Annotated in this window: 10 protein-coding genes; 6 read left to right on the top strand and 4 right to left on the bottom strand. The window is 33.7% G+C overall.

The window, feature by feature from the left end; genetic code table 11:
• The first annotated feature begins 71 nt into the window (after nucleotides 1-71).
• Both E0I26_RS09185 and E0I26_RS09180 read left to right on the top strand, forming a co-directional pair.
• The gene (locus E0I26_RS09185) at nucleotides 72-875 is read left to right on the top strand and encodes a DUF5694 domain-containing protein (protein ID WP_131916197.1); all 804 of its coding nucleotides are present in this window, start codon (nucleotides 72-74) and stop codon (nucleotides 873-875) included.
• A 72-nt stretch (nucleotides 876-947) separates the two neighbouring features.
• A complete protein-coding gene (locus E0I26_RS09180; RefSeq protein WP_131916196.1) occupies nucleotides 948-1,469 on the top strand; it encodes a hypothetical protein in 522 nt (173 codons plus the stop codon).
• 97 nt (nucleotides 1,470-1,566) lie between these two features.
• Here E0I26_RS09180 and sucC read toward each other — a convergent pair whose 3' ends face one another.
• Complete coding sequence (sucC, locus tag E0I26_RS09175) at nucleotides 1,567-2,760, bottom strand: ADP-forming succinate--CoA ligase subunit beta (RefSeq protein WP_131916195.1); 1,194 nt, start codon at nucleotides 2,758-2,760, stop codon at nucleotides 1,567-1,569.
• A gap of 430 nt (nucleotides 2,761-3,190) precedes the next feature.
• Between sucC and gltB the strand changes: the two genes are divergently transcribed.
• Nucleotides 3,191-7,708: a glutamate synthase large subunit gene (gene gltB, locus E0I26_RS09170; protein ID WP_131916194.1), complete on the top strand. Its 4,518-nt coding sequence runs from the start codon at nucleotides 3,191-3,193 to the stop codon at nucleotides 7,706-7,708.
• Nucleotides 7,709-7,710: 2 nt separating this feature from the next.
• Nucleotides 7,711-9,165, top strand: a complete 1,455-nt coding sequence (locus E0I26_RS09165) for a glutamate synthase subunit beta (protein WP_131916193.1) — start codon at nucleotides 7,711-7,713, stop codon at nucleotides 9,163-9,165.
• 109 nt (nucleotides 9,166-9,274) lie between these two features.
• Here E0I26_RS09165 and E0I26_RS09160 read toward each other — a convergent pair whose 3' ends face one another.
• Nucleotides 9,275-10,393 carry a PepSY-associated TM helix domain-containing protein gene (locus E0I26_RS09160; protein WP_131916192.1) on the bottom strand — a complete coding sequence of 373 codons (1,119 nt, stop codon included), beginning with the start codon at nucleotides 10,391-10,393 and terminating at the stop codon, nucleotides 9,275-9,277.
• Between the two features lie 59 nt (nucleotides 10,394-10,452).
• Entirely contained in the window at nucleotides 10,453-12,585 is a 2,133-nt protein-coding gene (locus E0I26_RS09155; protein ID WP_131916191.1) for a TonB-dependent receptor, read from the bottom strand.
• 230 nt (nucleotides 12,586-12,815) lie between these two features.
• On the opposite strand from E0I26_RS09155, the gene lysA reads away from it, so the two are divergent.
• The gene (gene lysA, locus E0I26_RS09150; protein ID WP_131916190.1) at nucleotides 12,816-14,036 is read left to right on the top strand and encodes a diaminopimelate decarboxylase; all 1,221 of its coding nucleotides are present in this window, start codon (nucleotides 12,816-12,818) and stop codon (nucleotides 14,034-14,036) included.
• A 57-nt stretch (nucleotides 14,037-14,093) separates the two neighbouring features.
• On the opposite strand, the gene pafA is transcribed toward lysA, so the two are convergent.
• Nucleotides 14,094-15,710 carry an alkaline phosphatase PafA gene (gene pafA, locus E0I26_RS09145; RefSeq protein WP_131916189.1) on the bottom strand — a complete coding sequence of 539 codons (1,617 nt, stop codon included), beginning with the start codon at nucleotides 15,708-15,710 and terminating at the stop codon, nucleotides 14,094-14,096.
• A 173-nt stretch (nucleotides 15,711-15,883) separates the two neighbouring features.
• On the opposite strand from pafA, the gene E0I26_RS09140 reads away from it, so the two are divergent.
• A complete protein-coding gene (locus tag E0I26_RS09140; RefSeq protein WP_131916188.1) occupies nucleotides 15,884-16,687 on the top strand; it encodes a hypothetical protein in 804 nt (267 codons plus the stop codon).
• Nucleotides 16,688-16,778 lie beyond the last annotated feature (91 nt).

Genomic DNA, 16,778 nt, shown 5'->3' with positions numbered 1-16,778 from the left:
ATTTGTCAAAAATTCAAAATTAGCCTTAAGAACTATTCTACTTTCGGGATAAATTTAAAACCTTAATTATCATGAAAAAATTACTGCTGCTATTTTTATTTACAGTTTCTATTAATCCTGTATTTGCACAATCAAAAAAGAAACAAATTCTATTAATTGGAACCTTTCATTTTGAAAATCCAGGACTCGATGTTGCTCAGATAAATACTTTCAATGTAATGTCGCACAAAAGTCAAAAAGAACTCGAAGACATTACTAATAAAATTAAAAGATTTGGTCCCAACAAAATTTTTGTAGAATGGAACTATGAGAAACAAGACAAATTAGATAAATTCTATGCTAAAAACACAGACAGTTTGTTTCAAAAAAATGCCGATGAAAGAGTACAATTGGCATTAAGATCAGCTAAAAAATTAGGCCATAAAAAGCTATTTGCAATTGATTACAATCAAGCAGGTTTTCCGTACGATAGTTTGGTGAAAGGCATGCAAGAAGCCAATCAACTTGATTTGATCAAAAAGAACAAAGAAGAAATGGCAGCTTATGAAAAATCTCAAAATCAAAAAATTGCTAAATATTCCTTAACCGAGCTACTTATAGATTGCAATACAAAAGAATCGAATACCGAAAATGTAAATTGGTATCTTGAAACTGCCAACAAAGCTGGAAAAACAGACAATTTTGTGGGTGCTTATTTAGTTTCAGAATGGTACCGAAGAAACCTTTATATGTATTCTTTAATTCAAAAACTAACAGAAAATAAAGACGATAAAATAATGGTATTGCTTGGAGCAGGTCACACAGCTATGCTGCGCGAGTTTATAAAATACGATCCAGAATTTGAAATTATAGAATTAAAAGATGTTTTAAAATAACAAAAAAATCCTGAGCTTACACTCAGGATTTTTTGTATATTTATTTAGCATTACTAATTTATCCCTTCCAGAATGAAATGTATTCTAACCTTCTCTCTATTATTTCTTACAACAGTATTTTTTGGACAAAATAACAAAACTGAAGAGCCAGCAATGCTTCTTGATTCAACCTTAGTTGCTACAAATACAATGGAATATATTGACCCCAATGAAATTGAATCTATAAATATTATCAAAAAGAACACCACAATAAATGGTGTTTTATATTATGGACAGATATTCATAACAACCAAAAATCCTAAGAAATATGATTTCATAAGTTTGGACCAAATCAAATCTGAATTTACCAAAATCAAAAGCAACGATGTCATTTATATGGTAAATGGAGTACTTATAAAAGACAATATTGAAACTTTCAAATTAGACCGCAACTATATTTTGACCGTAGAAGTTACCAATTCAAACGCCTTTTACAATTTAAGAAAAAATGATACCAAATTTGACATCATTAACATCTTGGGGAAAACCAAAGAAAATTTAGATTCTAAAAATACGATTCTATTAAGAGGACATGAAGCAATTGGTATTAAATAAATTTTATTTTTACCGCATAAAAAAAATCCTGAGCTTTCACTCAGGATTTTTGTTTTGGATAAAAACGCACCGCAGTACGTATCTACAAAATATTATATTAAGAAAGAGCCGCTTTTACTTGATCAGCTGCTTCTTGAAATTCAACAGCAGATAAAATTGGCATTCCTGAATTATCAATTAATTCTTTTGCAATAGCTGCATTTGTACCTTGTAAACGAACAATAATTGGCACTTTTATAGCATCACCCATATTTTTGTAAGCATCAACAACTCCTTGCGCCACACGGTCACAACGAACGATTCCACCAAAAATATTAATTAAAATTGCTTTTACGTTTGGATCTTTTAAGATAATACGGAAAGCAGTTTCAACACGTTTTGCGTCAGCAGTTCCACCTACGTCAAGGAAGTTAGCAGGCTCAAAACCAGCATACTTGATTAAATCCATAGTTGCCATAGCCAAACCAGCTCCGTTCACCATACATCCTACTGTACCGTCAAGGTCAACATAGTTTAAACCTACTTCTTTTGCTTCAACTTCGATTGGGTTTTCCTCACGAACGTCACGCATATCAGCATATTTCTTTTGTCTGTATAAAGCATTATCATCGATATTTACTTTAGCATCTACAGCCATAATTTTATTGTCAGATGTTTTTAAAACCGGGTTGATTTCAAACATCGAAGCATCAGATCCAATATATGCATTGTATAAAGAATCGATAAATTTCACCATTTCTTTGAAAGCATTTCCAGAAAGACCTAAGTTAAAAGCAATTCTTCTTGCTTGAAAACCTTGTAATCCAACAGAAGGATCAACTTCTTCAGTAAAAATTAAATGAGGAGTGTGTTCCGCAACTTCTTCAATATCCATTCCACCTTCAGTAGAATACATAATCATGTTACGACCTGTAGCTCTATTTAATAATACAGAAACATAAAACTCAGAAGTTTCACTTTCACCAGGATAATAAACATCTTCAGCGATTAAAACTTTGTGTACTTTTTTACCTTCAGCAGAAGTTTGAGGTGTAATCAATTGCATTCCGATGATTTGCTCTGAAATCTCTTCTACTTGTTGTAAATTTTTGGCAAGCTTCACTCCACCACCTTTTCCACGTCCACCTGCATGAACTTGGGCTTTTACAACATACCAACTTGTACCCGTTTCGGTAGTTAATTGTTTTGCAGCAGCAACCGCTTCTACTGGACTATTAGCAACAATTCCGCGTTGAATGCGAACTCCGTAGCTAGCTAAAATCTCTTTTCCTTGATATTCGTGTATGTTCATAATATAGAATTTGTCTGGATTCTGAATTTATTTCAGAATAAAAGTGGCACAAAAATAGCAAAATTCATCTAAATAGAGAAATCTTTTTTCCTATTTAAAACTAAGATAATATTAGGTAGAAAATAAATGAAATTTATGCATGCATTTTTCAATTCTTTATGATGTGATACTATACAGAATTTGAGAAACAAAAACTACTATAACGATTGAAATGGCACTAACAAAAAGGGCTATTTGTAGCCTATTATTACTGTTTTATTCATTTAAAAATAAATCGAATTGTCAAATTATCAATTTCAAGGTATTTAAATGATAGTATTGATTTTTATTCAACCTTTTTATTCTTTTACCATAAAAATATAGTCTGTACTGCATTTTTGATGTATTATATTTAACGAAATCTTTATTTTTGTATAAAAAAAATATCAGCATGAGAGTTAAAGAACAAGGCCTTTATTTGCCGGAATTTGAACACGACAACTGTGGCGCAGGATTTATTTGTAATTTGAATGGAATTAAGTCAAATGACATCATACATAAAGCACTCGATATCTTAATAAAGCTAGAGCATCGTGGAGCTGTAAGTGCAGATGGAAGAACGGGAGATGGAGCAGGAATTCTATTTGATATTCCTCATGATTTTTTCAAAAAAGTTTGTGATTTCGAAATTCCAGAAACTAGAGAATATGCAGTAGGAATGGTTTTTATGCCAAAAAGCATCAACCAGGTTTCTTTCTGTAAATCAACTTTTGAAGCTTCCATAAAAGACCAAAATTTAAGCATTTTAGGATGGAGAGACGTTCCTGTTGATGTATCTAATTTAGGTCAAATTGCAGCCGAAAAAGAACCAACCGTAAAACAAGTGTTTGTTGGAAAAAATGGTTTGGATCTTACCGAACAACAATTCAACGCCAAAATGTTTGCTGCAAGAAAAATAGCGGAACATGTTATTATAAATTCACGAATTTCGGAAAGTCATAAATTTTACTTCTCCAGTTTTTCCACTACCACTATTATATACAAAGGACTTTTGATGCCTGAGGATATTAGCAGGTATTATACCGATTTGTTAGATGATGACTTGGTAACCAGATTAGCCTTGGTTCACCAACGTTTTTCGACTAATACTTTTCCGTCATGGGAACTGGCACAACCGTTTAGATACATGTGTCACAATGGCGAAATAAATACCCTTCGTGGAAACATTAGCCGAATGCGTGCTCGTGAAGAACTTATGAAAAGTGATGTATTTGGAGATGATATCAAAAAATTATTCCCAATTATATTAGAAGGAAAATCCGATTCGGCTTCTATGGATATGGTTATCGAATTATTATTGATGACTGGACGTTCTTTGCCGGAAGCCATGATGATGGTAGTTCCTGAAGCTTGGGAAAAACACCAAACCATGTCGGAAGACAAGAAAGCGTTTTACGAATACAATGCCTGTATCATGGAACCATGGGATGGGCCAGCTTCTATTCCGTTTACAGATGGGAATGTGATTGGTGCTTTATTGGATAGAAACGGATTACGTCCTTCTCGTTATACATTGACCAAAAGTGGTTTTGTAATTATGTCATCAGAAATTGGTGTTCTAGACATTAAACCAGAAGATGTGGTACAACATGGCCGATTGGAACCAGGAAAAATGTTTTTGGTTGACATGAACGAAGGCCGTATTATTGAAGATGATGAGATAAAAAATTCCGTTGTTACTAAACGACCATACAAGCAATGGTTGGATGCCAATTTACTTCAATTAGCTCAAATTCCTTATACAGACAATCCAATTCCAGTTGAGAAAATTGATTTTGAAACCAGACAACGTTTGTTTGGATATACAATTGAGGATTTAAAAACAATCATAAACCCAATGGGCGCTGAAGGTGCAGAAGCATTAAGCTCTATGGGTAACGATACGCCTTTGGCAGTTTTATCAGATCAGCCACAATTGCTATATAACTATTTCAAACAATTATTTGCTCAAGTTACCAACCCGCCATTGGACGGTATTCGTGAAGAAATTATTACTGATATTAGTTTAGCAATTGGTGGTGATTATAACATCTTTGATATTGTCCCGAAACATTGTAAAAAACTAAAAATTCAAAATCCAGTTATCTCAAATGAGGATTTAGATAAAATAAAAAACATTGATCATGCCGATTTCAAATCGGTTACTATTTCTACTTTATATCCAATTGAAAAAGGGGTAAATGGTTTGGAACGTGCTTTGGAGAAATGTGTACAAGCAACTTTCAAAGCGGTTTCAGAAGGTTACAATATTGTGATTCTTTCTGATAGAGGAGTTAGCGAAGAAATGGCTCCAATACCAATGTTATTGGCTTGTTCTTATATTCACCATTCATTGAATATTCTAAAATCACGTTCGAAATTCGGAATCATAATCGAATCTGCTGAACCTCGTGAACCCCATCATTTTGCATTATTATTCGGTTATGGTGCAAGTGCAATCAATCCTTACATGGTAAATGAAATCATTCACGATCAAGTAAAACAAGGTTTTATCACCAATGTAAAAGCGGATTACGCCGTTAAAAATTACAACAAAGCGATTGCAAAAGGGATTCTAAAAATCATGAATAAAATTGGCATCTCTACTTTACATTCATACAGAGCTGCACAAATTTTTGAAATTTTAGGATTAAATAAAACATTCACCTCTAAATATTTCCCTTATACTCCTTCCAGAATTGAAGGAATTGGTTTAATGGAGGTAGAAAAAGAAATCAAAAAAAGATACCAAAAAGCATTTCCAAATTCTGAAGTTGCAAGTTTATTGCCATTAGAAATTGGAGGTATTTACAGATGGAGAAGAAACGGGGAAAAACACATGTTTAACCCAACAACAATCTCAAAATTACAACAAGCGGTTCGTTTAAATAGTCCGGAAAGTTACAAAGAATACTCTACTATGGTGAATGATCAAAGTGAAAACTTAATGACCATCAGAGGTTTATTTGAATTCAATAATCTTGATCCTATTTCAATTGACGAAGTGGAGCCTTGGACAGAAATTGTAAAAAAATTCAAAACTGGTGCCATGTCTTATGGATCAATCAGTCAGGAAGCCCATGAAAACTTGGCGATTGCCATGAACAGAATTGGCGGAAAAAGTAATTCTGGAGAAGGTGGAGAAGATTCTAAACGTTTCCAAAAAGACCTCAATGGTGATTCTAGAAATAGTGCCATCAAGCAAGTGGCTTCAGGAAGATTTGGTGTATCAATTAACTATTTGACCAATGCCAAAGAGATTCAGATAAAAATGGCTCAAGGTGCAAAACCGGGAGAGGGTGGACAATTACCTGGCGAAAAAGTGGTGCCTTGGATTGCGGCAGTAAGAAACTCAACACCTTATGTTGGACTTATCTCCCCTCCTCCACATCACGATATTTATTCTATTGAAGATTTATCACAATTAATATTTGATTTAAAAAATGCCAATCGTGAAGCAAGAGTAAACGTAAAATTAGTTTCGGAAGTAGGTGTTGGAACTATCGCTGCCGGTGTTGCCAAAGCAAAAGCCGATGTGATTTTGATTTCTGGATACGATGGAGGAACCGGTGCTGCACCACTAACTTCATTGCAACATACCGGTATTCCTTGGGAACTTGGATTGGCAGAAGCCCAACAAACCTTAATCTTAAATGATTTAAGAAGTCGTGTGGTACTGGAATGTGACGGGCAATTAAAAACAGGACGTGACGTAGCAATTGCCGCTCTGCTTGGTGCCGAAGAATTTGGTTTTGCAACAGCGCCATTAGTAGCTTCAGGTTGTATCATGATGAGAGCTTGTCACTTGAATACGTGCCCAGTGGGTATTGCAACCCAAGATCCTGAATTGAGAAAAAATTTCAAGGGAACTCCGGAACACATCATCAACTTCATGTATTTCATTGCCGAAGAATTGAGAGAAATCATGGCTCAATTAGGTTTTAGAACACTTAAAGAAATGGTGGGACAATCACAAAAATTGAATGTCAACAAAGCCATCAAACATTATAAAGCAAGTGGATTAGATTTATCTTCAATTTTATATAAACCAGAAAAAGCAAAAACGGTTCCAAATCATAACACAACAACTCAAGATCACGCATTGGACAATGTGCTTGATTTTGAAATTATAAAAGCGGCTATTCCTTCTATTTACAGAAAAGAAAGAACCAGGGTTAATTTCAAAATTAAAAATACAGATCGCTCTGTTGGGGCAATTTTGAGTAATGAAATTTCAAAAATATATGGTGCACAAGGATTACCTGATGACACTATTTTGGTTGACTTTGAAGGTTCAGCGGGGCAAAGTTTTGGTGCTTTTGCAACCAACGGTTTGTCTTTTAAAATCCACGGAAATTGCAATGACTATTTAGGAAAAGGACTTTCTGGTGCAAAATTGATTATTAAAGTCCCTCCTACTGCTACTTTCAAACCAGAAGAAAACATCATCATTGGTAATGTAGCGCTTTATGGTGCAATTACTGGTGAAGCCTATATTAATGGTATGGCTGGAGAACGTTTTGCGGTTAGAAATTCGGGTGCAACAGCAGTTGTAGAAGGAATTGGAGATCACGGATGTGAATACATGACTGGTGGAACTGTTGTGGTACTAGGAAAAACCGGAAGAAATTTCGCAGCTGGAATGAGCGGTGGTATTGCTTATGTTTTTGATCCAAATAAAAAATTCGATGCTACATTATGCAATATGGAAATGGTCGCTTTTGAAACATTGGAAGAAGATGATTTTACTAAACTGAGACGTTTGATAAAAAATCATTCTATGTACACCAACAGTCCTTTGGCAAAAAGAATTTTGGAAGACTGGCAAAACCAACAGAAGCATTTTATCAAAGTAATGCCAACCGATTACAAAAAAGCATTGCAAAGAATATCAGAGGAAAAGCAAATTGAAGAACTAATAGCACAATAGTCATGGGTAAGATAGGTGGATTTAAGGAATATAATAGAACCGACGAAAGTAATGTTGCTGTTCTAGAAAGAGTATCAAATTATAATGAATTTACAATTCCGTTAGCAAAAGATAAAATTAAAGAACAAGGTTCCAGATGTATGGATTGCGGAATTCCTTTTTGTCACAGCTCATGTCCTTTAGGGAATTTAATTCCTGATTTTAATGACATGGTGCATCAAGAAGAATGGGAAAGCGCTTTGAAGATTTTACAATCAACAAACAATTTCCCTGAGTTTACGGGTCGTTTATGTCCTGCGCCTTGTGAGAAATCATGCGTATTGGGAATTATCAGTGAGCCTGTAGCTATCGAAAATATTGAAAAGAATATTATCGAAAGAGGTTTTGCAGAAGGTTGGATCAAACCACAAACACCAGAAGTGAGAACTGGAAAAACAGTTGCCGTAATTGGATCTGGTCCTGCTGGATTGGCCGCTGCACAACAATTGAATCGTGCTGGACATACCGTTACCGTTTTTGAAAGAGACAATGCAATAGGTGGACTATTACGTTACGGAATTCCAAACTTTAAATTAGAAAAAGGAATTATTGACCGACGCGTTAAAGTATTGGAAGCAGAAGGTGTAGTTTTTAAAACCAATGTAAACGTAGGTGTAAACTATAGCGTCGATGAATTAAATGCTTTTGATTCTATCGTATTATGTGGTGGAGCTACCGAAAGAAGAGGTTTGCCAACAAAAGGTGCTGACAGCAAAGGCGTGGTTCAAGCTATGGATTTCCTTACACAACAAACCAAAGTTTTATATGGTGAAACAATTGCTAACCAAGTTAAAGCAACCGGTAAAGACGTAATCGTGATTGGTGGTGGAGATACAGGATCAGATTGCGTGGGAACGTCCAACAGACATGGAGCAAAATCAGTTACCAACTTTGAAATCATGCCAAAACCTCCAGTTGGAAGAAGCGAAACTACGCCATGGCCATTTTGGCCGTTGCAGCTAAAAACATCTTCTTCGCATGAAGAAGGCTGTGACAGAAACTGGTTAATCAATACCAAAGAATTCCTTGCTAATGAAAAAGGAGAAGTAGTTGGATTAAAAACCGTTGAAGTAGCGTGGAAAATAACGCCAGGGCAAAGACCAGAACTAATAGAAAAAGAAGGTTCAGAGAAAATATGGCCATGTGATTTGGCTTTATTAGCCCTTGGTTTTACAGGCCCTGAAAAAACGTTAAGCAACCAATTGGGATTAGAAATTGATATGAGAAGCAACTATAAAGCAACAAATTATCAAACAAATGTTCCTCATATATTTACCGCTGGTGATATGAGAAGAGGACAATCCTTAATCGTTTGGGCTATATCCGAAGGTAGAGAAGCCGCTAGAGAAGTTGATTTATACTTAATGGGTTACACCAATCTACCAACAAAAGGCAAGGGAGATTTGCCAAGTTTGTAGTATTTAATAGAAATAAGTAATCCCCTTTGAAAAATATTATTTTCCAAAGGGGATTTTTAATTACAGTCAATTTGTAAACAGACTTGACAAGTTAAGAATAATGATCTACCTAATTTTCAACAATTGATTCATAGATAAAAGCATTTGGTTTGATTTGTTTCGATTTTGCTTTTCGCTTCCTTCTCCACATTATAAAACCAGTAATTGGTAAACTTGCAGCTATTAGAACAACCAAAAAGGCAATTATTTTACCCGAAATTCCAAAAATAGAACCTGTGTGAATACCGAAAATTGAGTTTTTAACTTTCTCTGCCGTCGATGCGTTTTTATCTAAATCTGTTTGCGCAATTTTTCCCGAAAATTGATCTACAAAAAAGGTATTGTATTTTGGGATATATTCATATGCATATTTCAATTTCATACGAATGGTACCGTTACTTTCTTTAGGATAATAAATAGTTGACTCTATGCAATTGGGGTATTCTTTTTGTATTTGTGCATAAATTGCAGCAATGTTCGTTTCCGTCGTTTTTGGCATTCCAGAATTGGGCCCCCATTTGGTGTACGGTTTACTATTGGTAACTGCATACGCTGCCTTTTTTACAAAATCATACGAAAAAAACAAACCCGTACTCGCTATAAAAACCAGAATAAAAGAAGCGTAAAAACCTCCAATTCTGTGCAAATCAAAATTCAATCTTTTGGCAGACTTATTACTTACAGTAAAATAAAATTTCAACTTTTTAAAATTGGTTGGAAACCACAAAACCAAACCTGAAATCAACATAAAAAGGAATATAAAAGTCGAAACTCCAATTATATTTTTACCAATATCACCTAAAAGTAACGTACGATGAATCTCTAAAATTATGGCAAAAAACGAATCTTTACTATCCAGAGACATCACTTCCTTCCCGTTGTAGGGATTATAGGCTACTTGAGTTTTTTTATCCCCCAGCACAATTGTTGCATTGGGAACGCTCTCTTTTTGCTTGATAAAAAGCAACTTATTATCCCCATGATTTTTCTTGAAAGAATCAATAATAACATCAAGCGACATACGGCTTGAATTTTGCGCATTCACATAATCAAAATCATGTTGGGTACAGCTTGTTATTTCTTCTTCAAAAACATAAATACAACCTGTTACGGCTACTATAAGTAGGATAATCCCTGAAGCCAAGCCGAGCCAAAGATGCAATTTCCGAATTGTTTTTTTAAATTTCATTACACGTATAAAAGGTTAAAACTGCAACTTTAGCATCGACTTTTAAAAAAAATTAGAGACTAAAAACTATATTGCAATTGCAAAGAGACTCTTCTGCCCGGTGATTTCACATAATCTTGATCTCTCGCCATCCACCATGCAATATTTGGAGAATAATCTTTGTTAAATAAATTCTCAACACCAAACGATGTTTTAATATGTTTGTTAATTACATACGAACTACTAAAATTAAAAATAGTATATTTTTGTACAGGCCCTTCATTAAAACTATATTTATTTGTTGCTGGATCTGAGCTGAATCGGTCTCTTTCAAAATTATGTAAAACACTTAATTCAACATCCCAATTTTTCAAAGGCTGAATTTGAACGTTACCAGTCACTTTCGGTGCCATTATTCGAGAGCCATTAATATATTTTTCATAAGAATCGTCGTTATCATTATCAACTTTTCCTTCTATCCAAGCAAATGCACCACCAAAACTTAGATAATCCAAAGGCTTGAAATTGATAATCGCCTCATAACCCCAAATATATTCAGGAGCGCGTTGCATAGCATAAGAACCATCAGTATTTTGGACTGAGGATGCCCCTAGTTTTGAAGTACTCCAAAAGCTTGTTACTTCATAATTGAACCATCTTTTTGGCGATCCGGCTAATCCAACTTCATAGTTATTCACTATTATGGGATCCGTCGGTAATTTTGAAACAACACTTGTGGTTGCACTTCTTAATATTCTTCCAATTTCATTAATGGAAAACGATTGTGAATAGCTCGAGAAAACATTTAATGCAGGCAAAACATTATATCGAACTCCTACATTCCAAACCAGCGCATTGTATTCTAAATTACCGCCTTCAACAAAAATACTTGGGGTATATGTGTTCGTTTTTGTGTTTAATACGGGAAGCGTATTAAAATCATCAACTTCAACTTTAATATTTTCATATCGAGCACCTGCTTTTAAGGTAAATTTATTCCACGCATCAAATTTCACTAATGCAAATGGAGCTGTATTTTGCATATTCATTTGTGGTGTCCAAAAACGACCGTCCTCCAGTTTTTGCACCGTGGCATCTTGAAGTAAGTCTATTCCGTAAATTAAATCGGCTTTATAATTTTCTTTAGAAAAAAGACGAGAATCAAAATTTGCTCGAAGTCCTATTTTTTTTGAAGTTACATTTGACTGTCCTCCGTTAAGGAATTGTATTTTATCATAGTAAAAAACAGTTCTAAAGTCTTGTGAATAAGCGTTTACATTTAGCGAAGTCCCATTCCAGATACTAGAATTAGAGTAGCTTAACCTCAAATTATGATTTCTTGGAGTTCCCTCAGGAGTTCCTAATCTATCTGCTGCTGCTATCCCAATAGTAGGAGTCACTCCCCATTTGCCGATTTTGACATCTTGATTCAAAAACGATTTTGATGCATAACCTATATACGATGCCTCAATTCTTTGATTTTCGGATATTTCGTAACCTATTTTAATCAATCCATTATAAGTATTCATATTGGCCAAACTATACGTTGGAGAAATATTTACAGAATTGGCATCCTTTAACAATCCTGTTTGCTCATGGGTCAAGCCCAAAACGTAGTCAAAACGATTGTGTTTACCATTTAAAGAAATCGAAGTTCTGAAGCCCAGAGTTTGATCAAAAGAAGCAGGTTGTGCTGTAAAACTAGATGCAACAGAACCCATAATAATTTTTTCCTTACGGTTTTTCTTGGTTATGTAATTGATAATTCCTCCATCTGCACCGTTTCCATAAATCGACGTGGCTCCTTTGATAACTTCAATTCTTTCAATTGAAGCCGGATCGATAACCTGAAGATCTCTTCCACCATTTCGCAACGGCGTAGATTGTGGTATTCCGTCTATCATGACCAAAAATGGCCTTCCTCTCAAGGTTTGTCCATAATTTGACGTTTGGTTACTAGAAGTTGCCAAACCAGGAACGGTATATTGTAAAATACTAGCAATGTTTGAATTAACCAATGACTGGTTTTGAATCTTTTTTTCTCCAACAATGGTCACTGAGGAAGTTACTTCCTTTATACTCTCTTTTTTACGACTGGCAGTTATTATGATGTCATCCAATTCGGTAACTTTTTCTACTTCATTAATTTTTTCCTGAGCAAATCCAAAAAAAGGTATCAAAACAAGCAAATAAATTATTTTCTTTCTGTTCATAAGGGCGGTTTCTATTATATTTTTAATTTTGGCATATTTTATTTAGCAAATATAATTTTTATTCATTCTAAATAAAAATTATTTTCACACTTTATTAATAATATTTTTTGCACTATTTTAGGAATTAATAAAATGTTTGATTTATAACTTTTTGTTACAATTTGTTAGAATTCATTTATTAGCTTGTGGGACTAAATAAAGAATAATAAATTTGCTCAAAATTAATAATCATGCAATCAAAAGACTTAGTACAATTAGCAGAACAATTTGGCAGTCCATTATACGTTTATGATGCCGAAAAAATACAATCTCAATACAATAGATTAACAAAAGCTTTTTCTAAAGTAGATAAGTTGCGCATCAATTATGCTATGAAGGCTTTGTCGAATGTTGCTATACTTCAGTTATTAAAAGAAATGGGATCAGGGTTAGATACTGTTTCCATTCAAGAAGTATTGTTAGGGCTTCATGCCGGCTATGAACCAGAAAAAATATTTTATACTCCAAATGGTGTTTCTCTTGAAGAAATTGAGGAAGTTACAGCTATGGGAGTTCAAATAAATATTGACAATTTGTCGATATTAGAGCAATTTGGCACAAAATATCCAAATGTTCCTGTATGCATCAGAATAAATCCTCACGTGATGGCAGGCGGAAATGCAAATATATCTGTTGGTCATATTGATAGTAAATTTGGTATTTCTGTACACCAATTACCTCATTTGGTTCGTATTGTTGAAAACACAAAAATGAATATCGTAGGTATTCACATGCATACCGGTTCTGATATTTTGGACATCGAAGTATTTTTATATGCTGCCGAAATCTTATTTGATGCTGCTAAAAACTTCAAAAATCTTGAATTTTTAGATTTTGGAAGCGGATTTAAAGTGCCTTATAAAAAAGACGATATCGAAACTGACATTGAGGAACTAGGCAAAAAATTATCCAAAAGATTCAATGCTTTTTGTGCCGAATACGGAAAAGAATTAACGTTAATATTTGAACCAGGGAAATTTTTAGTAAGTGAAGCAGGTTTCTTTTTGGCTAAAGTTAATGTCGTTAAACAAACTACTTCGACTGTTTTTGCAGGAATAGATAGTGGTTTTAATCATTTGATTAGACCAATGTTTTATGGTTCACAACATCATATTGAAAACATATCACACCCAAAAGGGAAAGAACGTTTTTACTCCGTAGTAGGATACATTTGTGAAACCGATACTTTTGCCAATAATAGAAAAATAGCAGAAATAAAAGAAGGCGATATTTTATGTTTTAGAAATGCAGGAGCATATTGTTTCTCCATGGCATCAAACTACAACTCTAGATACAAACCAGCCGAAGTATTATGGCTAAATGGTGAAGGACATTTAATCAGAGCACATGAAACCTTTGAAGATTTGTTGAGAAACCAAATTCCGTTACCGGTATCAGCCGCTACAGTTTAAAACAAAAAAATCCCATTTGCAAAACGAATGGGATTTTTTTAATAATGACAATACTATTTATTTTTTATCTAACAACGTTTCCAAAACTTCAGATTCAGTTCCATTAGGAAATGGAATCTTCAACATTTGCGAAAGCGTTGGTGCAATTTGAGTAATATATTTTTTAGTGTGCAATTCTCCTTTTGGCACTTGCCATCCATAAAAAAGTAACGGTACGTGAGTATCATAACTATTAGGTGATCCGTGAGTAGTTCCGGTAGGTTGGTATTGCATGTAACCCGTTTTATCAAGTATAACTATATCGCCATTTTGTTTTGGATCGAAACCTTTTGAAATAAAACTCAAGAAATAATCATCCCCCGACGAAGCTAAAATTTCTTCTTCAGTGTACACTCTTTTAACTTGTTCTTGAGTCATCAAAAAGTCTTTGAAACTTTGTTTCACTTTCGTCAATTCTACCCCTTTTTGTTTTATTATTTCTTTATTGAAAAAAAGATTAAAGTTAGAATAATCCAATATTAAATCAGCACCAAACGTTTCGTTAGAATGTTTTTTTAATGCTTCAACAATGTCTTTTGAAGGAATATTTTTTACATTGTATTTATTATCTTTTAGATAATTTGGATTTTCAGCACCTGCGTGATCAGCGGTCAGAAAAAGCAAGTAATTATCCTTTCCAACCGTTTTATCTAAATAGTTTAAAAACTGAGCCATCGTTTGATCTAAACGCAAATAAGTATCCTGCAACTCCATAGAACGTGGTCCAAAAGTATGTCCTACATAATCCGTTGAAGAAAAACTAACCGTCAAAAAATCCGTAATTTCATCTTTCCCTAACTCTTCTTTTTCTATAGCTTTCATCGCTAATTCTGCCAAAATATCATTTCCAAAAGGTGTTGTACGCAAAACATCAGCACCTTTTTCTTTGTATATCTTATTTAAATCATATGGAAAAATAGGTGGGTTTGCTTTATCTAATTTACCTTCATATGGATTATCGTCTGAAAGGCTTTCGTTATAAGTAGCAGCAGGCTTCAACAAATCCCAACCTGTATTGATATAGTTCATATATCGCTTTTCTTGGTTGAATTGCGTTACCCAAGCTGGTAATGTTGAACCATAAAAAGTACTAGAAATGAAGGCTCCAGTCTTACTATACCAAAATGCCCAATTAGCAAAATGACCCGCTGGTAAAATAGCACCACGATCTTTGATACTCATCCCGATTACTTTTCCTTTAAAATTTGTCGCCATTCGCAACTCATCAGTAATGGTGGTACTTAGCAAGTTTTTTGGAGACATTGCTCCCTCCTTTTCTGTACCATCACCTATTGTTTTTACAGAAGCATCATCTGTACAATACATATCTTTTCCTATAGCTTTATTAAACCAATCATTCCCTACAATACCATGAGTAGAAGGGGTTGCTCCAGTATAAATACTCGCATGACCCGGCGCAGTATAAGTAGGTACATAATTGTAATGCATATTGTGAAATGTATACCCATTATTCATTAATCTTTTAAAACCATTTGCAGAAAAATCATCTGAAAAACGATATAGATATTCCATTTTCATTTGGTCAACCACTATACCTACCACTAATTTAGGGCGTTGCTGAGCTTGTGAGTTCAAAGACATAATAAATGCCAAAAACAAAATAATTTTTTTCATATTATATTTTTATATTTAAAACAAAAATACAACATAAAGTTTAATCAAACTCTGAACAAATACTTCAGAATAATAAATTAATCTATTCTTAACTCATCAAAAAAACATGCCTAAAATTAATTAAAAATTGCAAACGTATATTTTACTTGCAATTGCAAAATGAAAGACTAAATTTGAGTAGATTTCTAAATAAAGTAATTATGGAAATGTATGACAATAAAAATACTGCTCAAAAATCATTCGATGAAAATTATTTATCAGAAGAATTGTTACAGGCACAATGGGCGGAATTTATAGAACTAAAGAAAGTAATTGCGGAAATATACCTTAAAAAAGGAAGTCCAATAACCATTTTAGACATCGGAATTGGTAATGCTCGAATAGTAAAACATTTAAGTGCAATTCCCGAAATGTGGAATATGGTTAAATTCTATGACGGTACTGATAATGCCGAAACATGTGTTAATTTATCACGTAACACAGCAAATGAATTAAATATTGAAGATAAAGTGACCGTTTATTTTTTAGATGCTGTAGAATTAAATCAATTACAAAAGCAGTATGATTTGATTATTACAACTTGGTTTACGGCAGGTAATTTTTATCCTGAAAACTTCCCTTTTGAAAATTATAATTTATTATCCGAAAAAATTGATTTATCAAAAAATGAAAAATTTGATACTATTTTCACCTTTGCCTATAAAATGCTGAATGCTAATGGAGAAATTTTAATTGGAGCCTGCTATATTGACAACGAGAATACGAGAAAAAAGCAAGAACTATCGTATCAGAAAATGGGAATGACTGTAATAACTGATGCCAAAGATAGTTTTACAGCCACAAAAGAAAGATTTTGGTCACAAAGATTTACAAAAGAAAAAATATATCACTATTTTAAATTTGTAAAACGGGAGAAAATATCATTTACACAACTTGATCCTTATGATTATGCTATGCAAATAAGGATAAAAAAGTAAAAGCATCAATTACTTATTAACTAGTTACTTAAATAATTAAAAAACTTATAAACGCAAAAAATCCTCATCAAATTCATGATGAGGATTCTTT

It is taken from the genome of Flavobacterium rhamnosiphilum (assembly GCF_004349195.1).
Lineage (GTDB): Bacteria > Bacteroidota > Bacteroidia > Flavobacteriales > Flavobacteriaceae > Flavobacterium > Flavobacterium rhamnosiphilum.
Note: the sequence above shows the minus strand (reverse complement) of the source record. Positions and strands in the feature narration are given on the sequence as shown.

What these genes read in the sequence shown, in the direction of transcription:
- gltB (WP_131916194.1), top strand. Translation starts at nt 3,191, where the DNA reads ATGAGAGTTAAAGAACAAGGCCTTTATTTGCCGGAATTTGAACACGAC.
- E0I26_RS09165 (WP_131916193.1), top strand. Translation starts at nt 7,711, where the DNA reads ATGGGTAAGATAGGTGGATTTAAGGAATATAATAGAACCGACGAAAGT.
- lysA (WP_131916190.1), top strand. Translation starts at nt 12,816, where the DNA reads ATGCAATCAAAAGACTTAGTACAATTAGCAGAACAATTTGGCAGTCCA.
- E0I26_RS09185 (WP_131916197.1), top strand. Translation starts at nt 72, where the DNA reads ATGAAAAAATTACTGCTGCTATTTTTATTTACAGTTTCTATTAATCCT.
- sucC (WP_131916195.1), bottom strand. Translation starts at nt 2,760, where the DNA reads ATGAACATACACGAATATCAAGGAAAAGAGATTTTAGCTAGCTACGGA.
- E0I26_RS09160 (WP_131916192.1), bottom strand. Translation starts at nt 10,393, where the DNA reads ATGAAATTTAAAAAAACAATTCGGAAATTGCATCTTTGGCTCGGCTTG.
- E0I26_RS09180 (WP_131916196.1), top strand. Translation starts at nt 948, where the DNA reads ATGAAATGTATTCTAACCTTCTCTCTATTATTTCTTACAACAGTATTT.
- pafA (WP_131916189.1), bottom strand. Translation starts at nt 15,710, where the DNA reads ATGAAAAAAATTATTTTGTTTTTGGCATTTATTATGTCTTTGAACTCA.
- E0I26_RS09155 (WP_131916191.1), bottom strand. Translation starts at nt 12,585, where the DNA reads ATGAACAGAAAGAAAATAATTTATTTGCTTGTTTTGATACCTTTTTTT.